The organism is Saccharothrix sp. ST-888 (assembly GCF_000955975.1).
Classification (GTDB): domain Bacteria; phylum Actinomycetota; class Actinomycetes; order Streptomycetales; family Streptomycetaceae; genus Kitasatospora.
Map to the genome: position 1 here is coordinate 34901 of NZ_JYJF01000022.1, position 23384 is coordinate 58284.

Annotated in this window: 24 protein-coding genes and 1 pseudogene; 14 read left to right on the plus strand and 11 right to left on the minus strand. The window is 70.1% G+C overall.

Annotated features, from left to right (window positions below; all coding sequences use genetic code 11):
• Window positions 1-54 precede the first annotated feature (54 nt).
• Genes UK12_RS10720 through UK12_RS10730 form a run of 3 tightly spaced genes read left to right on the plus strand, consistent with a single transcriptional unit; the run spans window position 55 to window position 3415 of the window.
• On the plus strand, window positions 55-1026 hold the full coding sequence (locus UK12_RS10720) for a DUF1702 family protein (protein WP_045302229.1): 972 nt from the start codon (window positions 55-57) through the stop codon (window positions 1024-1026).
• A gap of 44 nt (window positions 1027-1070) precedes the next feature.
• Window positions 1071-2054 carry a DUF1702 family protein gene (locus tag UK12_RS10725; protein ID WP_045302231.1) on the plus strand — a complete coding sequence of 328 codons (984 nt, stop codon included), beginning with the start codon at window positions 1071-1073 and terminating at the stop codon, window positions 2052-2054.
• On the plus strand, window positions 2051-3415 hold the full coding sequence (locus UK12_RS10730) for a cytochrome P450 (protein ID WP_082119494.1): 1365 nt from the start codon (window positions 2051-2053) through the stop codon (window positions 3413-3415). The genes UK12_RS10725 and UK12_RS10730 overlap by 4 nt, the downstream gene beginning before the upstream one ends.
• A 76-nt stretch (window positions 3416-3491) precedes the next feature.
• Here the strand turns inward: UK12_RS10730 and UK12_RS10735 are convergent, their stop codons facing one another.
• The gene (locus UK12_RS10735) at window positions 3492-4223 is read right to left on the minus strand and encodes a helix-turn-helix transcriptional regulator (protein WP_045302289.1); all 732 of its coding nucleotides are present in this window, start codon (window positions 4221-4223) and stop codon (window positions 3492-3494) included.
• A gap of 524 nt (window positions 4224-4747) precedes the next feature.
• Between UK12_RS10735 and UK12_RS10740 the strand changes: the two genes are divergently transcribed.
• The 5 genes from UK12_RS10740 (at window position 4748) to UK12_RS10760 (ending at window position 11170) form a co-directional block, all read left to right on the plus strand.
• Window positions 4748-5335, plus strand: coding sequence for a DUF5987 family protein (locus tag UK12_RS10740; protein ID WP_045302233.1), 588 nt, complete (start codon window positions 4748-4750; stop codon window positions 5333-5335).
• The gene (locus UK12_RS10745) at window positions 5332-6987 is read left to right on the plus strand and encodes an FAD-dependent oxidoreductase (RefSeq protein WP_045302235.1); all 1656 of its coding nucleotides are present in this window, start codon (window positions 5332-5334) and stop codon (window positions 6985-6987) included. Before UK12_RS10740 ends, UK12_RS10745 begins: the two co-directional genes overlap by 4 nt.
• A gap of 49 nt (window positions 6988-7036) precedes the next feature.
• A complete protein-coding gene (locus UK12_RS10750; protein ID WP_045302238.1) occupies window positions 7037-8050 on the plus strand; it encodes a carboxymuconolactone decarboxylase family protein in 1014 nt (337 codons plus the stop codon).
• Window positions 8051-8213: 163 nt separating this feature from the next.
• Entirely contained in the window at window positions 8214-10166 is a 1953-nt protein-coding gene (locus UK12_RS10755; protein WP_045302240.1) for an ASPIC/UnbV domain-containing protein, read from the plus strand.
• On the plus strand, window positions 10163-11170 hold the full coding sequence (locus tag UK12_RS10760) for a hypothetical protein (protein ID WP_045302242.1): 1008 nt from the start codon (window positions 10163-10165) through the stop codon (window positions 11168-11170). The genes UK12_RS10755 and UK12_RS10760 overlap by 4 nt, the downstream gene beginning before the upstream one ends.
• 387 nt (window positions 11171-11557) lie before the next feature.
• Here the strand turns inward: UK12_RS10760 and UK12_RS10765 are convergent, their stop codons facing one another.
• The 6 genes and pseudogenes from UK12_RS10765 to UK12_RS10780 form a co-directional block, all read right to left on the minus strand.
• Window positions 11558-12556, minus strand: coding sequence for a putative PEP-binding protein (locus UK12_RS10765; RefSeq protein ID WP_231591140.1), 999 nt, complete (start codon window positions 12554-12556; stop codon window positions 11558-11560).
• A 54-nt stretch (window positions 12557-12610) separates the two neighbouring features.
• Window positions 12611-12730 (minus strand): annotated as a pseudogene (locus UK12_RS44995) (hypothetical protein); the annotation flags it as partial.
• Between the two features lie 51 nt (window positions 12731-12781).
• Entirely contained in the window at window positions 12782-14665 is a 1884-nt protein-coding gene (locus UK12_RS10770) for an FAD/NAD(P)-binding protein (protein WP_045302246.1), read from the minus strand.
• A 347-nt stretch (window positions 14666-15012) separates the two neighbouring features.
• On the minus strand, window positions 15013-15309 hold the full coding sequence (locus UK12_RS41125; protein WP_052681789.1) for a hypothetical protein: 297 nt from the start codon (window positions 15307-15309) through the stop codon (window positions 15013-15015).
• A gap of 67 nt (window positions 15310-15376) precedes the next feature.
• On the minus strand, window positions 15377-15655 hold the full coding sequence (locus tag UK12_RS41130; protein ID WP_052681790.1) for a sensor histidine kinase: 279 nt from the start codon (window positions 15653-15655) through the stop codon (window positions 15377-15379).
• Between the two features lie 275 nt (window positions 15656-15930).
• A complete protein-coding gene (locus UK12_RS10780; protein WP_045302248.1) occupies window positions 15931-16368 on the minus strand; it encodes a DUF11 domain-containing protein in 438 nt (145 codons plus the stop codon).
• A gap of 360 nt (window positions 16369-16728) precedes the next feature.
• Between UK12_RS10780 and UK12_RS10785 the strand changes: the two genes are divergently transcribed.
• The 6 genes from UK12_RS10785 to UK12_RS10805 all read left to right on the plus strand — a co-directional run bounded on the left by UK12_RS10785 (window position 16729) and on the right by UK12_RS10805 (window position 20062).
• Window positions 16729-17250 (plus strand): hypothetical protein, encoded by a 522-nt coding sequence (locus UK12_RS10785; RefSeq protein ID WP_197084741.1) that lies wholly within the window; start codon window positions 16729-16731, stop codon window positions 17248-17250.
• A gap of 86 nt (window positions 17251-17336) precedes the next feature.
• Entirely contained in the window at window positions 17337-17633 is a 297-nt protein-coding gene (locus tag UK12_RS10790; protein ID WP_197084742.1) for a tail fiber domain-containing protein, read from the plus strand.
• Window positions 17634-17883: 250 nt separating this feature from the next.
• On the plus strand, window positions 17884-18537 hold the full coding sequence (locus UK12_RS10795) for a 2OG-Fe(II) oxygenase (protein WP_045302254.1): 654 nt from the start codon (window positions 17884-17886) through the stop codon (window positions 18535-18537).
• Between the two features lie 328 nt (window positions 18538-18865).
• Complete coding sequence (locus UK12_RS10800) at window positions 18866-19600, plus strand: DUF6333 family protein (RefSeq protein WP_045302257.1); 735 nt, start codon at window positions 18866-18868, stop codon at window positions 19598-19600.
• A 136-nt stretch (window positions 19601-19736) separates the two neighbouring features.
• On the plus strand, window positions 19737-19877 hold the full coding sequence (locus tag UK12_RS39565; protein WP_156178648.1) for a hypothetical protein: 141 nt from the start codon (window positions 19737-19739) through the stop codon (window positions 19875-19877).
• Complete coding sequence (locus UK12_RS10805) at window positions 19877-20062, plus strand: hypothetical protein (RefSeq protein WP_045302259.1); 186 nt, start codon at window positions 19877-19879, stop codon at window positions 20060-20062. Before UK12_RS39565 ends, UK12_RS10805 begins: the two co-directional genes overlap by 1 nt.
• A 242-nt stretch (window positions 20063-20304) precedes the next feature.
• Here UK12_RS10805 and UK12_RS10810 read toward each other — a convergent pair whose 3' ends face one another.
• The 4 genes from UK12_RS10810 to UK12_RS10825 are packed head-to-tail and all read right to left on the minus strand — an operon-like array spanning window position 20305 to window position 23073.
• A complete protein-coding gene (locus tag UK12_RS10810; RefSeq protein WP_045302261.1) occupies window positions 20305-20817 on the minus strand; it encodes a hypothetical protein in 513 nt (170 codons plus the stop codon).
• On the minus strand, window positions 20814-21512 hold the full coding sequence (locus UK12_RS10815; RefSeq protein ID WP_052681791.1) for a hypothetical protein: 699 nt from the start codon (window positions 21510-21512) through the stop codon (window positions 20814-20816). The genes UK12_RS10810 and UK12_RS10815 overlap by 4 nt, the downstream gene beginning before the upstream one ends.
• Entirely contained in the window at window positions 21509-22798 is a 1290-nt protein-coding gene (locus UK12_RS10820; protein WP_052681792.1) for a putative T7SS-secreted protein, read from the minus strand. The genes UK12_RS10815 and UK12_RS10820 overlap by 4 nt, the downstream gene beginning before the upstream one ends.
• Window positions 22795-23073: a hypothetical protein gene (locus tag UK12_RS10825; RefSeq protein ID WP_231591141.1), complete on the minus strand. Its 279-nt coding sequence runs from the start codon at window positions 23071-23073 to the stop codon at window positions 22795-22797. The genes UK12_RS10820 and UK12_RS10825 overlap by 4 nt, the downstream gene beginning before the upstream one ends.
• Window positions 23074-23384: the final 311 nt, after the last annotated feature.

A 23384-nucleotide genomic window follows, 5' to 3' on the forward strand; every position in this document is an offset into this window, starting at 1 on the left:
CGACGCCCAGCATGGAGAGTCCGCCACCGCTCACGGCAAGGGCAGGAGACGATCGTGCCTACACTGCTCGGATCATTCCGACGACTGGTACTGGCCCCGCAGCTCGCGGAGGTGACGTTCACCCGGCGCGGCTTCCCGGTCACCCTGACCGAGGCCACCCGGCGTCTGGAGGCGGTGCCGCAGGCGGTGGTCTGCGGCTTCGAGTGGGGCATGGACGTCCGCGACCAGTGGGAGATCGAGCGCCGGCTGAGCCTGGTCGAGCCGGAGCAGCGCGGCTTCGCGTACGAGGGTGCGGTGATGGCCTTCACCGTCCTGGACGCCACCGCGGGTGGCACCCGCACCCGGGACCTGCTGCTCGGCCCGGGCCAGCCGCACATCTTCCTGGCGTACATCGGCATCGGCTTCGCGATGGCCCGGCTGCCGCGGCCACTGTGGAAGAAGGTGCTGCCGGACCTGTCCGGGACGCCGTACCACCCGGTCATGAGCTGGCTCGCGGTGGACGGCTACGCCTTCGACCGCGCCTACTTCGACACCGGGCGCTGGGTGGACCGGCAGTACGTGCCGGCGCCCTACCCGTGGGAGGGTGCCCGCGAGTACTTCCCGCGCGCGGTGGACCAGGGGATCGGGCGCGCCCTGTGGTTCATCCACGGCGCGCACCCGGACCAGGTGGCAGCGGCGGTCGCAAGGTTCGCCGCCCACCGGCGGCCCGACCTGTGGAGCGGGGTCGGGCTGGCCGCGACCTTCGCCGGCGGCTGCCCGAACGAGGGGCTGGCCGCGCTGCGTGCGGCGGCCGGCGAGCACCGGGCCGAGCTGGCCCAGGGGGCGGTCTTCGCGATCCGGGCCAGGGAGTACTCCGGGCATGTGCCGCCGCACTCGGCGGCCGCAGTCGAGGTGCTGACCGGCCGCTCGGTCGAGCAGGCAGTGAAGATCGCGGACGACGGCGCCACGTATTCCGGCGACGGTTCGCACCCCGCCTACGAGCTGTGGCGGAGCCGGGTCCGTCGCGAATTCTCCGATCTCGACTGACGGATTTCCGAAACCCACCGGCAAACCCGTGAAAGGAGCGAGCTGTGCCGAATTCCTGGCGTACGCTGAGGCGCCGGATACTGACCCCGAACACCCGGGAAACCCTGCTTGACACCCGCGGTTTCCACAAGAAGAGCCGAGCTTCGCAGGAACTCCTGGAAACCGTCGGCCGGACGTTCCTGGAGGGCTACGGCCACGCGATGGAGGCCCGCACCCCGGCCGAGGCCGAGGAGCAGCTGGAACGCGTCCCGACCCAGTTCCGCGGTTTCGCCTACGAGGGCGCCGGAATGGGTTTCGCGATGCTGGACGGCCTGCCGTTCGGCGGCCGGGGTTCGGTCGAGCGGTTCCTGACCGGACGCGGCGACCGGCACGTCTACATGGTGTACGTCGGGATCGGCTGGGCGATGGCCCGGCTGCCCAGGCTCCGCTGGCCCGACATCGACCGGCTCGACCCGCTGCTGCGCTGGCTGGTCCTGGACGGTTACGGATTCCACCAGGCGTACTTCCGCACCGACCGCTACGTCCACGGCCAGCACCAGGACACCGGACTGCCCTGGCCGGCGCACGACCACCCCGGTTACGTCGGCAACGCGATCGACCAAGGCATCGGCCGGGCCCTGTGGTTCATCGGCGGCACCGAGGCCGACCTGGTCGCCACCATGATCGAGAAGTTCCCGGAGCACCGCCGCAGCGATCTCTACAGCGGCGCCGGACTGGCGGCCAGCTACGCGGGCGGCGCGGAGGAGGACGAACTGCTGGTGCTCCGGGAACGTGCCGGGGTGCACCGGCCGATGGTCGCCCAGGGCAGCGCCTTCGCGGCCGAGGCGCGGATCCGGGCCGGGCTGCTGGTGCCGCACACCTCGCTCGCCACCGGGATCCTCTGCGGCAGCACGCCGGCCGAGGCGGCCCGGGTCACCCATGACGCCCGTCGGGTCGGCCCCGCGCCGACCGGGCAGCCGGCCTACGAGGTCTGGCGGCAGCTGATCGCCGAGCAGTTCGCCGCACCGGGAGGTGCCGACCGGCCATGAGGACGCACGAGACCGCCGGGCCGATGCCCGGCCCCGCCCGCCGGGAGATGCCCGGCCTGCTGCGGCAGCTGGCCGGCGACCGGCTCGCCCTGATGACCTCGGCCGCCCGCCGCTACGGCGACGCCGTCCGGATCCGGATCGGCCCCAAGACCCTGTACTTCTTCAACCACCCGGAACACGCCAAGCGGGTGCTCGCCGACCACGCGGCCAACTACCACAAGGGCATCGGCCTCCAGCAGGCCCGGCGCGCCCTCGGCGACGGCCTGCTGACCAGCGAGGACGCGCTCTGGCAGAAGCAGCGCAAGGTGGTCCAGCCCGCCTTCCAGGCCAAGCGGATCGCCACGCAGGCCGGGATCGTGGCCGAGGAGGCGGGCAAGCTGGTCGCCCGGCTGCGGACGTTCGAGGGCAGCGGACCGGTCGACGTGGTCAAGGAGATCACCGGTCTCACCCTCGGCGTGCTCGGGCGCACCCTGCTGGACGCCGACCTCACGGCCCTGACCGGGCTCGGCGAGGCGTTCGAGGCCGTGCAGGACCAGGCGATGTTCGAAATGGTCACCATGAGCACGGTGCCGATGTGGGTGCCCCTGCCGCACCAGCTGCGCTTCCGCCGGGCCCGGCAGACCCTGCAGCGGGCGGTCGACCACCTGGTGGCGGACCGCGTGGCGCGGGGCGGTGACCTGGCCGAGGGGGAGGACGCGCTCGCCCGGCTGGTGCTGTCCACCCGCGCGGAACCTGACCCGCGAGTCGGCGTCCAGCGGATGCGGGACGAGCTGACCACCCTGTTGCTGGCCGGGCACGAGACTACGGCCTCGACCCTCGGCTGGACCCTCTATCTGGTGGACCGGCACCCCGAGGTGCGCGAGCGGCTGCACGCCGAGGCGGTGGAGGTGCTCGGCGACCGCTTGCCGGAGTACCAGGACCTGCACAGGCTGACCTACACCATGCGGGTGGTCGAGGAGGTCATGCGGCTGTACCCGCCGGTGTGGATCCTGCCGCGCCAGGCCCAGGCGGACGACGAGGTCGGCGGGTACCGGGTACCGGCCGGCGCGGACGTCCTGATCTGCCCGTACACCCTGCACCGGCACCCGGAGTTCTGGGACGCGCCGGAGCAGTTCCGGCCGGACCGCTTCGAGGCGGAGCACTCCGGCGGACGGCCGCGGTACGCGTACATCCCGTTCGGCGCCGGACCCCGGTTCTGCGTCGGCAACAGCCTGGGGCTGATGGAGGCGGTGTTCACCGTCGCACTGCTCTCCCGCGAGCTGCGGCTGAGCCTGGTGCCGGGGTACCGCGTGGTGGCCGAGCCGATGCTCTCGCTCCGGGTGCGCGGCGAGCTGCCGATGACGGCACACCCGGTGAGCTGACGTCCCGACACTCCGAAAACAGCGGTGCGGCCGGAGTTCCGGCCGCACCGCTGTTTCGGTGGTGCGGTGCCGACGCTCAGACCGCGAGGTCTCTCACCTCACCGCGCCAGACCGCCTCCGACCGCACGTCGAGCAGGGCGAGCAGCACCGGCGGATCCAGGGTGCGCCTGGCGCGGAAGCGGAAGTCGATCGGCAGCACCGGCACGTCCGGGCGCACCTCGATCGGGCCGACCGAGCCGACCGACACCTGCTGATCGGGCATCATCTGCTCGCCCAGCGCCTTCGGGACCGAGTGGCCGAGCAGATACCAGCTGCCGGGCGGCACGTCCTCGAGCACGAAGGGGCCCGGCCTGGCCTGTACCGTGCAGCGCACCGGCCGGCCCTGCGGGATCCGACCCGGGAACAGGCCCAGGAAGATGAGCCCGAGATCGCCCACCACCGGCGCCCGTACCTCGCCGCGCAGCGTCGTGCTGCGGCCCTCGCGGACGGCCGGCTGGCTCTCCGTCCTGATCTGGGTGGTGAACCCGCCGAATTGGCGGTAGGTGGTGGGCGAGACGCCCACACTGCTGGTGAAGCGGGAGCTGAAGGTGCCCACGCTGGTGTAGCCCACGCGGTGGCTGATTTCCGTCACGGTCATCCCCGTCGCGACCAATAATCGCTTCGCCTCCTGTAATCGGAGCGCGGACAGGAAGCGGCGCGGGGAGACGCCGGTGACCCGCTGGAACTCACGTGAGAAATGGAACTTGCTGTACATCGCGGTGCGCGCCATGTCGTCAATCGTGAGCGGCTCACCGATATTCGCGCTCATGGCCTCCACGGCGCGGACGACGGCCTGCTCGATCGCCGACTTCGTGGTGGTTCTGGGGTCGTCCATCGAACCTCCAGTACAGGGCTGTCCGGAGAAGTGACAACTTCCTGGGAAACGCTCCAGACCGATGCCGCTCGGACCTGGTATATCCGAGAACCGCCCATCGGCCTTCGACCCCGAACATCACAGAATCCCCCATGCGCAACCGGAGTTACGCGCTTCGGGGTCGATTGTCGAGTCGAGACCGTACCAGTCCGGTTGTGTCCGAGCAACCACTGATAACGGCCATACTTGCAAGTAACTTGATCGGACGGTGCTGCCGCGAAGGCAGGCAGCAACACGGAAGATGCAGCCTGGGCGCCTCGTCCGGACGATGGAGGCTGGGAAGCCATACCGGGCGGGAAACATCCGGCCAGGGCATCCGCCGCACGGGGCCGAAATGTCTTTCCGATTCCTGTCGGTTTCAAACTTCGGCCCTGATGAAAACCCGGCGCACCCCCCCTTTTGCCAATGCGGCATCGCCGATGAACAGGAGGAAGCCGTTGCCATCCGGCACTTCAGAAGAAGAGCAGGCCAGGACGATCACGCTGGAAGCGTTCGCGGACACCATCGTCCCTGGCGAGAAACGCTCCCCCACCGACCGGGCCGTGGCCGGCGCGGCCGAGGGTGGCGGCGCGGTGGTCGCCGGTGCCATCGACCTGTTGGAACTGCCCGGGGCGGGGCTCGCCCCCGATCTGCCCAACTTCGCCACCGCCCTGAACGCGCACGCCGCGACGTACGCGGCCGAGCAGGACCTGGCCCTGGACGGTTCCGTGCCCCCCTTCGTCTCGCTGTCCTTCACCCACCGCACCGAGCTGGTGCGGCGGTTGACCGCGATCGCGCACCCCGAGCGGCCGCTGTGGGTGCTGCTGGCGCTGTTCTGCAACATGGCCTACGACACCGGTGCCCACCGGCACACCGCCGAGGCCATGGCCGACGGTCACCCGGGGCTCGTCGCCATGGGCTTCGGCAAGCCGGACACCGACGGCCTGTGGCGGTTCTCCGACTTCACCTACGGCCGCCCGCTGGCCACCTCGCACCCGGACACTACGGCTTCAGGGAGCCCGGCATGAGCAGCAGCGAGCGCACCGACGTCCTGGTGGTCGGCAGCGGATTCGGCGGCGCCATCGCGGCCTACCATCTCGCCGCGGGCGGCGCCAAGGTCACCGTGCTGGAACGCGGACCCTGGCTGAAAGCCGACGAGTTCGAGCACGACTTCCTGCTCGGCTCGTCCTACACCCGGATCTTCGACTTCGTGGTCGGCGACGGCATGAGCCTGCTCGGCGGCAACTGCGTCGGCGGCGGCAGCGTCGTCTACTTCGCCGCCATGCCCCGCGCGCCGCGGTTCGTCTTCGAGCGCCGGGGCAGCATCGGCCGGCGGATGTGGCCCGCCGCGATCAGCCGCGACACCCTGGACCCCTGGTACGACCTGGTGACGGACGCCCTGCCGATCACCAAACAGGACTGGAAGGACGTCAGCTTCGCCGGCGGCCTGTTCGCGGCGGCCTGCGACCACGCCGGCCGCACGGCCAACCCCGTCCCGGTCGCGGTCGACAACACCAGGTGCACCAACTGCAACTGGATGATGGCGGGCTGCCGCTTCGACGCCAAACGCTCCCTGCTGCTCAACTACCTGCCCGGCGCGCTCGCGCACGGCGCCGAGATCCGGCCGCTGCACGAGGTCCAGCGCCTCGAACGGACCGACGACGGCGGCTACCGGGTGCACTACAACGTGGTGCACGACGTCGACTACCGGGAGCAGGTCGGCAACGGCGTCATCGAGGCCAAGATCGTGGTGCTGGCCGCCGGCGCGGGCGCCACACCGGTCATCCTCAAGCGCTCGGAGGGCGATCTCGGCCCGATGCCGTACGCGGTGGGACGCTACTTCTCCGGCAACGGAGAGCGGCTCAACACCGCCGTCATCAACGAGGAGAAGGCCGCCGAACTGCTCGGCCTGGACCGCGGCGACGGCCGGGCGTACGCGGCGAACCAGATCGGCAAGGGCCCGGTGGTCGCCAGCTGGGACAACCTGGACGGCGACCTGCCCGAGTACCACCGGTACTCGCTGGAGCAGCTGTACTTCCCGCCCGGCTTCGGCACCATCCTGGCCCAGGTGCCCGATGCCGCCGGCCCGTCCTGGTTCGGCGTGGAGAAGAAGGAACTGGTCCGGCAGTGGCAGTCCTGGCTGACCGTCTTCACCATGATCGAGGACGACAACGAAGGGGTCTTCGGCCCGCCGCCGCCCACCGGCAACGCCTCCCGGATCTCCCAGCAGATGCTCGGCCACGGCCCGCTCAGCTACCGTCCGACGCCCAACACGCTGCGCGCCTGGGACGAGACCGACGCCGCGGTCAAGTCGATCCTGGAGCGGGACGGCCTCGCCAAGGTGATGCCGTGGACCAACGATCTGGTCGGCGCGTACACCGTCCACCCGCTGGCCTCCTGCCGGATCGGCGATGACCCGGCCACCTCGGCGCTGGACGACCGCCACGAACTGCGGGGCCACCCGGGCATCTTCGTCACGGACGGCTCCGCCGTGCCCGGCGCACTGACCGTCAACCCGGCGCTCACCATCTCCGCACTCGCCGAACGCGCGATCCCCGGCATCGTCCGGGCCGCGCAGCAGCGCGGCGTCAAGGTCGGCTACGGAGCGCCCGGCCCGGGCGCGGACACCACCGCGCGGCGCACCGTACTCCCGCTGGCCGCGAAGCGACTGCGCGGGTGACCAGGCACAGCGGGCGCACCCGGGCACCGGTCAACCGAAGGAGACGACGATGGCTGGAGCAGTCCTCCGGTCGGCACTGCGGCACTCGCTCGGCCAGGTCCGCCACGTGTCCCCCGTCCGGGTGCCCCGCGCCGGGGAGCGCGTCGGCCGGATCTACGCCGACCTGGAGCGGGAGTTCGGCATGCTGGCGCCCCCGGTGGCCCTGCACTCCCCGGCACCGGAGGCGCTCGCGGCCTGCTGGATGATGCTGCGGGAGACCCTGGTCGCCGGCGGCTCGGCCGACCGGGCCGTCAAGGAGGCGGTCGCGACGGCGGTCTCCGGCGCCAACTCCTGTCCGTACTGCGTCGAGGTACACGGCATGACGCTCCATCAACTCGCGGAGCCAGCCGGTCCGGAGCCGGCGGCGGTCGCCGAGTGGGCCCGCTCGGGCGGCGCCCGGCCGGCGCCGTTCCCCGCCGCGCACGCCCCCGAGCTGGTCGGGGTCGCGGTGACGTTCCACTACCTCAACCGCATGGTCAACATCTTCCTGCCGGAGAGCCCGCTCCCCACCGGTGCGCCGCCCGCGCTCCGGACCCGGGCCACCGGCCTGCTCGGGCGGTTCCTCGGGCCCGCCGCCCGCCGGCACTGGGCGCCCGGCGGATCGCTCGACCTGCTGCCGTCCGCCGCCCTGCCCGCGGACCTCGGCTGGGCCGCCGCCACGCCGAGCATCGCCGGCGCCTTCGCCCGCGCGGCCGCCGCCGCCGAGTCGGCGGGCGTGCGAACGGTGCCGGAGCCCGTCCGCGGGCTGGTCCGCGCCGAACTGGCCGGCTGGGACGGCCGGCCGAAAGGCCTGAGCCGCGCCTGGGTCGACGACGCCGTGGCCGGGCTGCCGCCCGCCCAGCGCGCGGCGGGACGGCTGGCGCTGCTCAGCGCCCTCGCCTCCTACCAGGTCGACCAGTCGATCGTCGCGGACTTCCGGCAGGAACGGCCCGGCGACGCCGCGCTGATCGAACTGACATTCTGGGCGGCCTTCGCGGCGGCTCGCGAAATGGGCACCCGGCTCACCGCACCCGCGAATTCCTGACCCCGTCAGCACAACGGGAGAAGCATTCGCGCGGCCGCCGATACATTCTTGAATCGGCTATTTCTGAGCCAAGTTCGCGGGGGGACGTTCCAGCAGCGATCCATCACATTGTCAATTTCCGTACGGAGAGGTGGATGTGTTGTATCGAGAGCGAATTCGCAGGATGATTCCCGGCCTGGCAACCGTGGTGGTGGCGACCTCACTGTTCATTGCCACCCGGGAATCGGTCGCCGTGGCCGGCGCCGAGGAGACCGCCACGCAGTACGCGTTCCAGGAAATGCCCATCGCCATGCCGGCCGGGTACGACTCGCAGCCCATGCACACGGTCCGCGACGTGAACCCGTCCTACCGGAAGATCCGCTCCTGGGTCTCCTCGGTCGGGGCCGGCATCGCCATCAACGACCTGACCGGGCACGGCCTCGCCGACGGCATGTGCATCGTCGACACCCGCACCAACCAAGTCGTGGTGACCTACACGCCGACCGCCCGGGCGGCGGACCGCTTCAGCCCGTTCGTCCTCGACCCGGCCCCGCTCCCAGTCGATGACACCATGGCGCCCACCGGCTGCACCCCCGGGGACTTCACCGGCGACGGCCGGATGGGCCTGCTGGTCACCTACTGGGGACGGACCCCGATCCTGTTCCTGCCGAAGGCCGACGCCACCACCCCGTCCGCGACCTCGTACGTCCCGCGCGAGCTGGTGCCCTCGACCTCCGCCGACGGCAAGTACCACGGCCCGCGCTGGAACACCGACGCCGACTACGTGGGCGACCTGGACGGCAGCGGGCACCCCTCGATCGTGATCGGGAACTACTTCCCCGACTCGGACGTGCTGGACCCGCACGGGCTGAACAACGTACAGATGAACAACTCGCTGTCCAACGCCAAGAACGCCGGCGGCGACCATGTGCTGCGCTGGGTCGGCGCGACCCCGGGCACCGAGCCGCGGGCCGACTTCGTGGAGGAGAAGGACGCGATCCCCTGGGACGCCGCCACCGGATGGACGCTGGCCATCGCCGGCGCCGACCTGACCGGCGAGGGCCTGCCCGAGCTGTACGTCGCCAACGACTTCGGGCACAGCCACCTGCTCTACAACCGGTCCACGCCGGGCCGTATCCGGTTCACCGAGGCCACCGGGAACCGCACCGCGTCCACGCCCAAGTCCTTTGTGCTCGGCAAGGGTTCGTTCAAGGGCATGGGCGTCGACTTCGGTGACATCAACCGCAACGGCACCTTCGACATCATGGTCAGCAACATCACCGCGGCCTGGGGCCTGGAGGAGAGCAACTTCCTCTGGATCAACCAGGCCAAGGACAACGCCGACATGAACCGCCAACTGAGCAGCGGCGTAGCGCCGTTCACCCAGGAGGCGCAGCAGCACGGGGTGGCCTGGACCGGCTGGTCCTGGGACACCAAGATGGCCGACTTCCGCAACTCCGGCAACCTCGAGGTGCTCCAGGCCGACGGGTTCGTCAAGGGCACCATCGACCGCTGGCCGTGGCTGCAGGAGATGGCCATGACCAACGACGACCTGCTGTCGAACCCCGCCATGTGGCCCAACGTCCAGCCCGGCGACGACATCTCCGGCGACGACGCGATCGCCTTCTACGCGAAGTCCGCCGACGGCAAGTACGTGAACATCAACAAGCAGCTCGGCATCGCGGTGCCCACGCCGACCCGCGCCATCGCGACCGGCGACACCACCGGCAGCGGTCTGCTCGACTTCGCCGTGGCCCGCCAGTGGGGGCCGCCGGCCTTCTACGCCAACAAGGCGCCGGCCCCGGGCCACTACCTGAACCTGAAGCTGTACCGCCCGGCCAGTGACAACGACCCCGGGATGGGACTGGTGAACACCGGCACCCCCGCCTACGGCGCCACCGTGCGGATCACCACGCCGGCCGGCTCCCAGGTCTCGCAGCTCGACGGCGGCAGCGGCCACGGCGGCTTCCGGAGCTTCGACGTGCACTTCGGACTCGGCGACTACCAGGGCCCGGTGACCGTGCAGCTGTCCTGGCGGGACAACAGCGGCGCCGTGCACGAGCAGTCCGAGCAGCTCACCCCCGGCACCCACGCGCTCATGCTGACCGCTGCCGCCAAGGAGGTTCCGAACCGATGACCGAAGCCCCGACGCCCGCCGCAGCCCCGGCGCCCGCCGCGTCCGCCACCCCGGCCAAGCCCGACCCGCGCTACCTGGCCCTGCGGAACTTCGCGATGTCCATCACCGTCTTCAACATCTTCGGCTACACCCTGCTGGGCTTCGAACAGCCCTGGCTGTGGCCGATCGTCTCGGTGCTCTTCGCCTACACCGTCGAGATGGTCTTCGAGCTCATCAGTGCCTGGGCCCAGCGGCGCAACGCCCGCTTCCTCGGCAACGGCGTGCGCGGCGTGTACGAGTTCCTGCTGCCGGCGCACATCACCGGCACCGCCATGAACATGCTGTTCTACGGCAACAACCAGCTGCTTCCGGTGCTCTTCGGCGTGTTCGTCGGCGTGGCCGGCAAGCACGCGTTCCAGGCGCCCATCGCCGGCCGGATGCGGCACTTCATGAACCCGTCCAACTTCGGCATCACCGCCTCGCTGCTCGCCTTCGGCTCCTGGGCGAGCATCGCCCCGCCGTACGAGTTCACCGAGAACGCGAACACCTTCTTCCGGGTCGCCATCCCGCTGATCATCGTGACCGCCGGGACCGTGATCAACTCCATGCTCACCAAGAAGGTCGCGCTGATCGTCGGCTGGCTCGGCGGGTTCGTGATCCAGGCGCTGCTCCGGCACTGGATCTGGGACGTCGCTATCTTCTCGGCCCTCGGCCCGATGAGCGGGGTCGCCTTCGTGCTGTTCACCAACTACATGATCACCGACCCGGGAACCACGCCGTTCAAGGGGCGCAACCAGTTCATGTTCGGCGCGTCGGTCGCCATGACCTACGGCGTCCTGATGCTGTTCAACGTCGTCTACACCCTGTTCTTCGCGACCAGCCTGGTCTGCCTCCTGCGCGGCCTCGGCTGGTGGGCCGCTCACCTGATCAAGCGTCAGCGCGAGCGCAGCGCCGCCGGCGCCGAACCGACCGCCCGCCCGACCGACGTCGGCAACCCCCAGGGCCCCAGGGCCATGGTGGCCTGATCCCGCCCTCCCCAGGCCGTACGTGCGCCCACCCGGGCGCACGTACGGCCTGCCCCGTAGGTGCAACAGCTCCGCCCCGGGCGAGGAGGACGCCGACTGCCGGGCACAGGTCCTGACACGGGATCAGGGAGCAGAGTCCCGAAGCTCTTCGATGCGATCCCCGCCGGCGCCGGGATCAGGGTCCCGGTCGCCCCTGTACGGATACCGAGGACGAACGCGGTGATGGAACGCAACGTGCTCACCCGCCTGCCTGGACTCCTCGGCCAGCCGTCGACCCGAGGCCGACGCCATCTCCCGCGCACACTGCGGGAGTTCGAGGAGCACTGGAACGCACAGCACGGGGCGCAGCCGACGCACGGTCGGCTGCGCCCCGTCCGGCCGGACTGGTCAGGTTTGCGACTGCAGGACCACCTGCCGGAGTTCGGCGGTGCACATCATGTAGCCGTCCGGGGTCGGCAGGCCCTCCAGGTAGTGGGCGAGGTCCGCACCCAGCGCGAACACCCGCACCGGGGTGCCCGCGGCGCGCGCGGACTCCACCACCCTCCGCACTCCGTCCAGGACGGCCGGGTGCCGGGTCCGGTAGGAATCCGCCACCAGGTGGTTGCTCCGGTCCGCGGCGAGATAGAACTGCACCAGGTCCTTGGTGCCGACGAACAGCTCGCTGGCGCCCGCGGCGCAGATCGCCGCAGCGGCGTGCACCGCCGCCGGCGTCTCGATGAACGCGGACACGGGCACCTCGACCGGCACCTCAAGGTGCGCCCTGAGCTGCACGAACTCCTCCGCATCGTTGAGGAAAGGAACCGAGAGGTGCACTCGGCCCGCAGCGTCACCGAGCCGGCTGCGCAGGGACTTGAGCACGGCGTGCAGCGCGTCCCGGTAGGCGGTCGAACCCAGCAGCCAGCGTGCGCCGTGCAGGCCCAGCTCGGGGTTCGGTTCGACCGCGACCGGGGCCAGCTCCGTGACACCGGCGGCGTGGTCGGAGCGGAGGTCGAGAAGCCTCAGGACCAGCCGCTGGCCGGGCAGCAGCGCCTCGACGAAGGTACAGAGCCGATCCGCGACGGCCCGCCCGTAGGCCGCGATGGCGGCAGGCCCGCCGTCCAGGCAGTCGAGCGGACGCAGACCCGCCGCCAGGCAGAGGAACTCCTCCCGGATGAAGAAGGAGTCGACCCGCTCCGCTTTCGGCCCGCACGAGTTGATCGTGTGGATGTCCTGCAGGTCCGCGATGACCGCACACGCCGAGCCGAGATCGTCCAGCGAGGAACTCCCCGCCCCCGAGCCCGGGGCCCCGGCACTCGGATCCGACCCGATGACGATCGACTGGCTCTCCAGGTGCAGCGTCACTTCGCCGACCAGGTCGGCGAGATCCGCCTGGTCGACGCGGAGCACGGGTATTCCCCTGCCACGGCAGATGGACTGCATGTGGCCGGTCAGCCCACCGGAACTGCAGACGACCGCACGCGCCGCCACGATCGCTTCGTACAGACTCGCTTCGAGGGAAGGGGCGACGAGGATGGATCCGCCGAGTGGACTTCTTGTGCGATTACAGATGCCTCGCAACACGCTCTGTGTACCACCGGTCAAGAGGAATCCCTGGATCCGTCGCCCGTTCAACTAGCCCTCCAGATCTTCGGCGTTCGCTATTCCCAGGTGTCGACGCAGCTGCCGTGGCGTCACGGAGACGTCCGTGAGTCGTTCGACCGCGGCCCGGCCGGCGACCGCCCTCATCAGGCGGTCACGCCGCGAAGCTTCCAGCAGAGGGGCCGGGAGGCCGCCTATGGACCGGATACAGGCGTCCAGCCGGGAATCGAGCAGTTCCCGCTCGCTTCGAGTACGCGTGGCCAGCCTCCGCACCTCCAGAGTCACAGCCTCCTCGAATCCGATCGGGGCCGCTTCCTCCATATTGCTGACGTGGCCATGATATTGAGCTATGTCCTGGGCCAAACCGTCTTCCTGGATTTCCAGTTGCTCGATCACGCGCGCGGCGACCGCGATCGACTGGTTCTTGATGGCGGCGAGATTGAAGGCGAACGCACCGGTTCGGCCGTTCCGCACGATCTCGTCACCCTCTCTCAGCACACCGACCGCGGAGATCGGGCCGGCCGGCTCCCCGCCGACGCTCAGCAACGCCCCCTGTCCGTCGACCTCCACCCCGCGCCCGGTGCGCTCATGGGGTACCGCGATCGCCCTCCGGAGGAGATTCCTCCAGAGCGACTGGCCGACCCTGCCGTAGTCCGACTCCCGGCCGACGTTGGACACCACCAGGTCCGCCTCGATGGCGCATTCCTCCCCCGGGGCCGCGACCGAGACGAGCAGCCGCCCCGACTCCGTCGGAGCGATCCCCTCCACCTCGCCGAGAACCAGCTTCACCGACCCGTCCGCCGGGTGCACCGCGCGCTCGATGACCGCCATCGTGTACTCCACCGCGCCGACCCGGAGCGCGGCTATCAAGGTGCCGAACTCGTCCAGCAGGCGCCGCAGTTCCGCGGAGGGAATCCGCTCGATGGCCTCGGGAAGATGCGGCTCCCACGCCTTGGCCACCCGCTCCGCGACCACCATCGGGTCGATGTCGGGGTGGTCCTGGGCGACCGTCGAGCAGGCCGTCTCCCACTCGGTCCGAACCCGGGCAAGGAACTCCGCACGATTCCGGTACGGCTCCAGCAGTGTTTTCGGGCAGGGTAGTTGTAACACTCCGTGCTCGTGGCCGCCGGGGTACGCCCGGAACATCGTCCCGGTCCTGGAGATCAGATGGATCCTCCCGGAGTGGCCCTGGCGCAGCAGCAGGCCGGCCGAGTCGTACGCACTCAGCACGGATCCCACGATCGCGACGGTCGCCTCCGGCGGGAGTGTCACGAGCTTCTGGACGCCGGCTGCGGAATACGGGTTCCGCACGAAGGACGCATGCGCGAGCACCTCGGCGGCGAAGGGCTGCTCCCTGAGTTCGAGGCCGGTCGCGAGAACGACGTGTTCGGCGAACAGCGCGGTCGGTTCCGAGCCCTGCCCGGCCCCGAGGCCACTCGCAGCTAACCGACGTAACATCACCTCGACCCCTGTGGACCGTACTTCCATGTCGACCGCCTCGCCATCCGCCTCGACGAGCACGACACCCGGACAGGCTTCCCGCCTGGCCTCGGCCAGCCGGTCGTTCAGGTAGTCCTGGAAGATCCGCCGGGGCGCCGGGCCCTGCTCGACGAACTCGATCTCGGCCCAGGGCGCCGGCCAGCCCCTGCGGTCGGCCTCGCAGTTGGCCCAGCGGACGAAGTCGTGGACGTCCTCCCGGAATACCGACATCCGACCCGCCTGGATGTTGAACACATGGTCCCAGGGGTTGCCGTCCCGGTGGTAGGCGATGCCGGCGGACCGGTAGTCGGAACGCCGCTCGAGCAGGACGACCTCGAGCGGCCTGCGCGCGAAGCGGAGCAGTCGAATCGCCGTGGCGGTGCCGGCCAGGCCCGCCCCGACTATGAGCACTCTTGGGCACATGCCTGTTCGACTCATGGCAAAGCCTCCCCATGGAGCGATCGATGGGCACCCGGCCCCGCCGTCTCACGCCGGGCGCAAGGGTTTCTGACGTAGTGTCACTCGGAATGGAACAACGAAGTGCTGTCCGGAGTGGGGCGATTCATCCTTTCCAGGGACCGACCACCGGCACTGCGGACGCGCGGATCGTCCGCGCCCAAGACTAGGGGCAACGCCGGTGACTTCAGGCGGTGTTGCGCCAGGTGCTGCCGGATGCTGCCGGTTCCGGTGGTGGCCGGCCGCGGTGCCGGCCGACGGTGAGCGCCGCAGGTGCGGCCCGTGGCAGGGCGTTGGCGGTCTGCGGCCCGGTCTGCGACCCACCCGGGTCATCGGGCCGTTGCGTGCAGTGCACCGACCAGGTGCCGGAGCTGGGGGAGGACGATCCGACCGGGTGCCCTGTCCGAGCCCGCCAGGGACGACCGTCCGGCCTCCCCCAGGGCATGGCCGATCCGGTGGACCCGGGCCGTGAGCGGGGTGCCCGTACCGGCCTGGCCCCCGCTTCGCTCAGGCGTCGTCCGGTCCGCGGGTAGCACATAGAAGACTGCGGCTACGCCGGTGGTGACGGTCGCGAGGAGGGCGGTGGCGCGCAGGCTCCACTGGAGGCCGGATGGGGAGGTGGACATGGCTCCACCCTGCCCGGCGTTGGATGAGATGAAGATGAGGTGACCGGGCAGGGTCACCCGGGCCTGGTCAGGACCGGGTGTGCGGTGGCAGCAGCAGTTCCGCCAGCGCCCCGCCACCGGGCGCCTGGGAGAGCTGGGCGGTGCCGCCGCGGAGTTCGGCCACCCAGCGGACGATGGCCAGACCGGTCCCGGTGCCGGAGCTCGCGGCTCCGGTGACGCGGCGCTCGAAGACCCGGGTGCGGTTCTCGGCCGGTACTCCGGGGCCGTGGTCCCGTACGGCGACCCGGCCTGCGGTGACATCCACCCCGACCGGGGTGCCGCCGCCGTGCCGCAGCGCGTTCTCCACCAGTTGCGGACGGCCTGGGCGAGCAGTTCGGGGTCACCGTCGACCACGGCGGCCTCGGTGCTGACCGTGACGCCGGTGCGGTCCGGCAGCTCCTCGACGGTCTGTTCGACCAGCTGGTCGAGGCGGAGCGGGGTCAGCTCGATGTCGTGGGTACCGGCCTCGACCCGGGCACGGGTGAGCAGTCCGGTGACCAGGCGGCCCAGGCGGTCGAGGGCGTTTCGATCCTCCGTCAGGTCAACTGTCTGCGGCACTACGGACGGTGGCGATGCTGTCGGCTACTTGGCGGAAGAGGTTCCCGACGGAGACTCCTGCCACACGATCCGGCCCTTGATGTGCACTGAGCCGCTCAGGTCCTCGGGCAGCTCCGCCCCGATGGCCCCATCCGCTCGCTGACCTGCGCTCAGCTGATCCCAGGTGCAGGTGACGACCGCCCTGGCCTTGTCGACGGTGCACGGTCCGGAGACGGACGTGATCGGGAGATTCGGTTCGATCCTGTGGGTCATCACGACCTCGTGGGCCGCCTTGGCGCCGCTGTTGGTGACGTTCCAGTGCCAGGTGACGTGGTCACCCGCGTCGCTGATCTCGGGCGCGCTGTACTGGAACTGGACGTCGCCGGCGGCACGGACGGACGACGCGGCCTGGGCGGCGGGAAGAGGGGCGAGCAGGGCCACGGCGGTTGCCACGACAGCGGCGGCCGGGCGACAACGGTTCATTTTCATGATCCTTCAACGTTCTGCCGCCGCTCCCGGTTACGGCGAGGTCGCCATGGCCCGTCAGCCGACGTGCCGTCGGGCGTCGGCCTGCACCGGACACCGCAGCGCTCGCCGACTGGCGGCGCTCCTACGGCCGGTGGGTCGACCGACAGCTCTGTGCGGCGGGCGCCGGTGAGCGCTTCGGCGATGCCGTCCGACCGTCTCCAACGGCCGCCGTCTCAACGCAGTTCACCCGATAGAAGGCATCTCCGACCTTCAGCCGGTATCGCCGGCCGGGCGCCCCTACAGTCTGCCGTGCCGTCCGGATGGGACGGCAGCTGTCTCCGATCACGAGGAGTGGACATGAGGTCTTCGGGGCGTATGGCCGTCTCGGCAATGGCCGTGGCCATGGCGGCGCTGGGCGTGGGAAGCGGCGCCCCGGCGTCCGCCGCCCCCACGACGGCGCCGTCGTGCAGCGGGGCGGAGTGCCCCAGTCTGAAGCCGACCAGGCTCACGGCCAGCCAGGCAAGCCTGAACGTCACCCAGATGCAACTGGAGAACATGCACGCGATGTTGAGCGACGCGGTGACCGGCGAGCCCATCCGCGGTGCCAGGATCGTGTTCGCCACCATCGGCGGCCGGACGCTGGGAGCGGCCTACACCGACTACGACGGCATCGCCGCGATCACCGCTCCGGAGAACCTGGGCCCCGGAACCCTCCAGGAGCTGCTGGGCGGCTACGAAGCCGCGATGGTCGGCGACGGCGTCCACGCCCCGGCCGGGGCCCACGGAGCGATCACCGTCGGCACCGACCAGGGCCCCGGTGTCCCGGGCAACCCATGCGCCATCTGCAGCGACCGAGCGCTCAAGCGGGACGTCGTCCCGGTCGACTGGAGCCGGTGACGGTGCGGATCTTCCGCCGGCGGTCCCGGGCGGCTGACCGCGATGCCCAGGCACGGCCTCCGGCCCAGGCACGGGAGACCGACGCCGTGGCACCGGTCGCTCCGGTCAACGGCTACGCGGTCCTGGAGACCGTGGCCGCGCTGCCCATCAGCACCTGGCGCTACCTCTGGGAACCCGAAGGAGTGCGCCACCTCGGGCCGATGGCCCAGGACTGGCACGCCGCCTTCGGCTTCAACCAGGACGACACCACCATCCCCGTCGTCGACGGCCTCGGCGTCGCCCTGGTGTGCATCCAGGCACTGCACCGCCGCGTGGAAGAACTCACGGCCGAAGTGGATCGTCTGCGAGGAGCCGCGAGCGCGAACACGCCCGGGGCCGCGTGACGACGCCGGACGTCCTGCTGCGCTGCTCCAGCGGTCGAAGGCCGGACGGCCAGTGGCCCCAGTGGCCACGGGCGCGCCTCGACCGGGCGCAACCCACGGTCGCCGCCCACTCCCCCAGGGCTTGGGGGCGGCCCCTGCGGAACACACTCATCGCGATCCGGACCGACACACCACGACAAGGCAGGACACTGTGGCGCGACACGACACCCCCGTGACGGGACCATCCGAGGCGACGGATCAGCGATCGCCGGTGAGTACGGACGCGGTCTGGCGGCTTCCCGTGACGGTCTGTCGCATCACCCAGTTCCTGGGTGAGCGGACAGCCGGCGCCTTACTGGAGCGTGCCATCGCCTCCACCGACGACACGTTGAGGCCCTCCATGATCCGCGACCGTGAGGTGGTCCCCGACTTCCGCCGCTCCCGGTCGCGCCACGACTTCGCCGTACCCGAGCTGATGGCAGCCATCGATGAGGTGCTGGAGGCGGTCGAGCACACGCTCGGAGTCTCCTGCCAGTACACCGAACCCAGCTACAGCCTCAACGTGCACAACGACGGCGACTTCTACCGGCCGCACCAGGACAGCGATGCCAAGTTCGCCCCCCGGCGCCTGCTCACGTTCGTGTACTACCTGCATCGCACACCCCGGCCCTTCGACGGAGGCGAGCTGCGTGTGTTCGACGCCGCCCTGCCGCTGCACACCGAGGCAGCCGGGAAGTGGAAGGAGCGCACCTGGCGGGACTGGGAGCCCGAACACGACAGCATCGTGTTCTTCCGGCCCACCGCCTGGCACGAGGTACGGCCGGTCAGCTGCCCGAGCAAACAGCACGCGGACAGCCGCTTCGCGGTCAACGGCTGGCTGTGCAGCCCCGACCCGGCGAACCGCGGGAATGCCGCGAGCCCGTGAGAACCGTCGACCACCCTCGCCCAGTCCCTGGCCGAGCGCGGCGCTCGGCTGGCGCAGGTCGAGGGGCGACCGACGACGAAATGATCACGCGGAACGGCGGGTTCGGAACGAACCTCTGGTGTCCAGCTGCTGCCGACGCCCTACGGCCTGGACGCCATCCCCGCCCGCTGGGTTGATCCTCTGCAAGGACCGTTCCCGGCTCGGCCGGCCGCGTCCTGCGCATGCCGGAGCCCTTGGACCTCGCCGACCCTCTTGATCGTTGACATGTCGTCACACCTGCCTGCTAGGGCGCTGGTTGATGTCAGTGGTCACCGTTACGGTGACGGGCATGACTGACATCGACCACTGGGACCTCCCGCCTGACCGCGAGGTCGACGGCTTCGCCGAGTGCACCCTCACGCTCGTCCTGCCGCCCTTCGCCCCGCACTCCCGGGCCACCCGGACGAGTGTCGACGGCTTCGCCCCCCACGACCCGACCCGGGCCCGGGCGTTCGTCGAGTCCTTCCCCACCGTCGAGGCCGTCCTCGACGAGCTGCCCCCGACCGACGCCGGCCCCGAGCACCCCGGAGACCGGGCCGACCTGGACCTGGTCAGGGTCGGCTGCTGGGGCAACGTCATTGCGATGGCCGACTTCGCCATCACCGACTTCGGAGACTTCGGCGCGCTGCTGGACACGACCACTGCCCTCGCCGAGCGTTTCCCCGACGCCCGGATCATCGGATCGGCGAGTCTCGACGGCGGAGCGCACCACGTCGAGACCGTCGTCCACCTGCCGGGCGGACTCCGGCTGTACTCCGAGGGCTGGGCGGACGGCGACCGGTACGACCTCGACGGGGACCCTCACGCCATCGCACGGGCCGTCGGCATCGCGCCCGAGGTGCTCGCCGCCCGCGACTTCGACCTGGACGGAGCGCCTTGGAGCGTCGGCTGGACAGCCTTCGGCCACTTCCTGCTGGAGCCGTACGACCCGTGGGGTTACAAGGCGCTCCGGATGTCCCACTTCCGGGTCCGCCACACCGAGGACGCCACACTGCGGATGGAGGACGTCTGGTTCCGCGACTAGATGATCAATCCCAAGGGGGCGGTGCCGGAGCCGATCGGCGCGCGCATGATCGGAGCGTTTGACGGTCTCGCAATGGCGGCCGCACCGGACCGGGCGGAGTCCACCTCCCGCGCCTCATCGCTCCACCTTCCCGCACGTGGACATCGCACTCGGCAAGCGGCTGAATGCACTGGCGTTCCTCGAACACAACACCCGACGCGAAGCCCTCGACCACGTCCTCATCGCGGGTGAAGCAGACGCCCGGCGTGCCCTTGCCGCCTCGACCACGCCGCCGTGATGGACCGGCTCCGGGCCAGGATCTCCGACAAGCGCGTCCTGGCGCTGGTGAAGGCGTTCCTCAAGGCCGGGGTGATGAACCACGGCATGTTCGAGGACACCGGCACCGGAACTCCCCAGGGCGGGATCCTCTCCCCGCTGCTGGCCAACATCGCCCTGACGGCACTGGACGAGCACTTCCACTGATGAACACGCACCCGCAGGTAGACGACGGTCCACTCCGGGTCGGTGAGATCGAACAGGACGGACAGGTCCTTGGACAGGAGCTCACCGTCCTCGTCCACCGGCTCGACGGACGTGCTGCGCAGCACCTGGTGCGTACCGAGACCGGGGACGGCCGGTTGGCCGTCCCCGGTCTGCAGGTCAATCGGTCCGATTGGCATCCACGTGGGATTCGTCCTGGACTCGTGCGCGTGAAGCGACTTCGGTCAGGAGCCGAGTGGCTTTCGGTAGACGAGATGGACCGCCTTGCCAGGGTCGGTCCGCTTCCAGTCGACCTCCCAGCCGCGGCGGGCGGCGAGAGCGGCTACTCCTGCTGCGCCGATGCCGCGGTAGTAGCGCTTCTTGATGAAGGTGGTGGGCTCGGTCTCCTTGTGCTTGTACCGGTTCTTGCCGCGGGCGTTCTCGGCCCGGCGTCCCCGTTCGCGGTACAGCGCTCCCTTGGTGCCCCGGTCGAGGGCTTTGTCCGCCCACATCTCCCAGTCCTGTTGGGCGCCGTGGCGCTCCAGCCGGTATCTGCTCGGCGTCAGGACGTGCCTGGTGATATTTCCCTCCGCCCAGGATTCATCGACGTACCCGAAGTCGCCGACCTCGTAGATCGCGATCCAGGGAAGCAGGTACAGCCATTGCAGCCACAGCTGCAGGGCGAGCCCGACAGCCGAACGCGCAGGGAGCGGTCCGGTGTCCGGACCGGGTGGGGGTGGGGTGTAGTGGCCGCTCATCCGAAGGCCTCCGTGATCCTGGACTGGCCGGGCAGTGTGGCCGCGGCAGCAGTCTCCGGGGTGGTGCCGGGCTTGTCGTAGACAACGGTGTCGGCCATCTGCGCGAGCATGGTCACGTAGTCGGGGAAGTCGGCGATGGATGGTGTGCTGATCCTGCAGACGAGCAGGGTGTCGGTTTGGGGCACGGGGATGTAGACCTCGGCCTGGGCGAGTTCGAGTGAGGTCGGCTCGCCGGCCTGCTCGGTGAGGTCCATGACCATTCCGGAGATCGACACCACGGCCGGCCCGCAGCTGACGTCGGAGCGGAAGACTTCGTTGGCGGGGTCGGCGGAGAGGCGCTCCAGCAGGGCGGCTGCGGCGATCTCCGGGTCCGAGGTGTCCGATTCCTCGGCCAGGATGACCAGGGTCGCGACGCTGACCCGGTCGTCGCCGGTGCCGAGCAGGGCGAATCCGGTGTAGACGGCGCCGTCCTCGGCGGCTTCCGCGGCGATGTCCCGGTACCAGCCGGCCACAGTGGTGCGCTGGAACTCGGTTCCGCCGGACCAGACCTCCGCGGCGATCTCCGCGATGTGTGCTTGGCGCTGGTCTTCGGGCAACTGGACGCCCAGGGAGTGGAAGACGACCGGGGCTTCCCAGCGGATGTCCAGCTCGGCGTCGAGTGCCGGTGGTGCGATCAGGCTCTGGTCGGCCGTCATGACGTCACTTCCTGGTAGAGCTTGGGCGCATGGTTGGCAAGACCAGTGCCCTTCATGCCGATCTGGATGCCGCGCGACCACCATGACGTGGCGCTCAGGTTTCCGGCCTCGTCCAGACTCTTCATGGCACCGGGCAGGCTCCGCAGCGGGGTCTTGGTGATGATCGGCGAGATGACCTTGCTGTGCATGAAGCCGCCGGCCATGTGCGTGCCCTCGATGGCCTTGCCCGCCTCCACCAGCTTCGCACCACCGGCCGCGAGACCCTCGCCGCCTCTGATGGCCTTGACGCCCATGGCGGCGCCCTTGAGGCCCCTGGCCGCACCACTGACGAACGGCACCACACCGACCCCGTCCAGCGCGATCGTCGTCCAGCTGACGTCGGCACCCCCGAGCTTCGCCAACCCGTGAGCCCCCAGCGCGACGCCGGACGCGCCGGCCGCGGCCACTCCGAGGGCGGCCGACAGCGGCGGGCACCACATCGTCGCGAGCGCAGCGATACCGAGCACCGCGGAGGCGGCCCCCGCGATGTCCCCGATCTTCTTCAGGACACCGGCATGCTTGTGCGCCCAGTCCTTGATGCTCTTACCGACCTTCTTGAAGCCATCCGCGATCTTCGACCAGGTGCCGATGTGCGGCGCATTCTGGTCGGCTGCCCGCAGAGCCTTGGCAGTCTGGTCCGCGTCGTGCTGATGATGGGCGTGAAGCTCCTTGGCCTGTTTGACGATCTGGTGGAGCTCGTCCTCGATCGACGAGAGCTCATGCGACGCGGTCTGCAGCTGCCGGTTCGCCACATCCAGGTTCTGCTGCGCCGCACTGATCCTGGCGTTTGCCTCCGCCAGTTGCTGGTCGTTGGAGAAGCGGTAACCGACCAGCCGGAAGGCAGGATCGTCCGCTGCCGAGTTGTACTGGTCGGTGGAGGCGTTCTTGCGCGCCTCCGCTTCCTTCAGCCGCCTCTTGGCGTCCTCGGCCTCCGCCTCGTAGCGCTTCGCGGTCTGCTGATAGCTCGCCAGCTGCCTGCTCCACGAGGACAACTGCGTGGACGCGGATTTCAGGGCGTCCACACTGTCGTCCATGGTCTTGGGCAGCTTGCCGACCTTCCGCGCGAAGCCGTCCGCCGCCCTGCCCTCCCAGGCGCTACCACCATGGCTGATGGATGTCAGCGTCCGGGACGCGCTCTCCATCGCCGTGGCAGCCGACGTCAGCGTGGACACCAAGGCGTCCACGCTTTCGGGCCGACCGGGCGCCGGGTCGAAGCCGAGGGCGGGGAAGTCATGGCCGCTGCTCATGCCGCATCGGCCCCCTTGCCAAGAGCATCACGGATCGCTTGCTCGGTGCCCGTGTAGTCGTCCGCAGTCTCGCGCAGCTTCTCCTCGATCTGATCCGTGCCGTTGGATATCAGCTTGATGGCGTCGTTCCAGCTGTCGTGGAAGTCGTCGCACGCGCGGTCCAGCGACTTGCTGCCGGTGCTTTTCGGACCGGTGTCGCGCATCGCGTTCAGCGCGGAACGGAGGTCGTCCTGACTCTGATGCAGCTGCTGAAGCAGCCGATCGAGCTCGTTCACCTCAACACGGAAGTACTCCCCCAAGGCTCTCTTCTTCCCCCTCTACTCACGGATGGTCACCCCCAGCCTAGAGGTTCGATACCTATACCAACGGCCTCGACCAGGCACGGAGGGCGCCGCCGCCCGGCCGCGCGCTCCGCGCACCCGCACCTTCACCGAGTCGGATGCTGCTGTGCCCATGCCCCCGCTCTGTGGCTGCTTGAGCCGAGGCCGGCGAGGTCGTGGACGGGCTCTGTCGCCGAAGCGGCCCTGCCCTGCGGTGAGTGGCCCGATCCGCAGAGACGCTCCCGGTGATGACAGATCAAGTACCG

Excerpts from the sequence above, each read along its gene's own strand:
- UK12_RS10820 (WP_052681792.1), bottom strand. The coding sequence starts at position 22,798 with ATGAGCAGCGGCCATGACTTCCCCGCCCTCGGCTTCGACCCGGCGCCC.
- UK12_RS10750 (WP_045302238.1), top strand. The coding sequence starts at position 7,037 with ATGGCTGGAGCAGTCCTCCGGTCGGCACTGCGGCACTCGCTCGGCCAG.
- UK12_RS10810 (WP_045302261.1), bottom strand. The coding sequence starts at position 20,817 with ATGAGCGGCCACTACACCCCACCCCCACCCGGTCCGGACACCGGACCG.
- UK12_RS10755 (WP_045302240.1), top strand. The coding sequence starts at position 8,214 with ATGATTCCCGGCCTGGCAACCGTGGTGGTGGCGACCTCACTGTTCATT.
- UK12_RS10740 (WP_045302233.1), top strand. The coding sequence starts at position 4,748 with ATGAACAGGAGGAAGCCGTTGCCATCCGGCACTTCAGAAGAAGAGCAG.
- UK12_RS10770 (WP_045302246.1), bottom strand. The coding sequence starts at position 14,665 with ATGAGTCGAACAGGCATGTGCCCAAGAGTGCTCATAGTCGGGGCGGGC.
- UK12_RS10735 (WP_045302289.1), bottom strand. The coding sequence starts at position 4,223 with ATGAGCGCGAATATCGGTGAGCCGCTCACGATTGACGACATGGCGCGC.
- UK12_RS10745 (WP_045302235.1), top strand. The coding sequence starts at position 5,332 with ATGAGCAGCAGCGAGCGCACCGACGTCCTGGTGGTCGGCAGCGGATTC.
- UK12_RS10800 (WP_045302257.1), top strand. The coding sequence starts at position 18,866 with ATGACTGACATCGACCACTGGGACCTCCCGCCTGACCGCGAGGTCGAC.
- UK12_RS10785 (WP_197084741.1), top strand. The coding sequence starts at position 16,729 with ATGGCCGTCTCGGCAATGGCCGTGGCCATGGCGGCGCTGGGCGTGGGA.
- UK12_RS10805 (WP_045302259.1), top strand. The coding sequence starts at position 19,877 with ATGGACCGGCTCCGGGCCAGGATCTCCGACAAGCGCGTCCTGGCGCTG.
- UK12_RS41125 (WP_052681789.1), bottom strand. The coding sequence starts at position 15,309 with ATGTCCACCTCCCCATCCGGCCTCCAGTGGAGCCTGCGCGCCACCGCC.
- UK12_RS10815 (WP_052681791.1), bottom strand. The coding sequence starts at position 21,512 with ATGACGGCCGACCAGAGCCTGATCGCACCACCGGCACTCGACGCCGAG.
- UK12_RS10780 (WP_045302248.1), bottom strand. The coding sequence starts at position 16,368 with ATGAACCGTTGTCGCCCGGCCGCCGCTGTCGTGGCAACCGCCGTGGCC.
- UK12_RS10760 (WP_045302242.1), top strand. The coding sequence starts at position 10,163 with ATGACCGAAGCCCCGACGCCCGCCGCAGCCCCGGCGCCCGCCGCGTCC.
- UK12_RS10730 (WP_082119494.1), top strand. The coding sequence starts at position 2,051 with ATGAGGACGCACGAGACCGCCGGGCCGATGCCCGGCCCCGCCCGCCGG.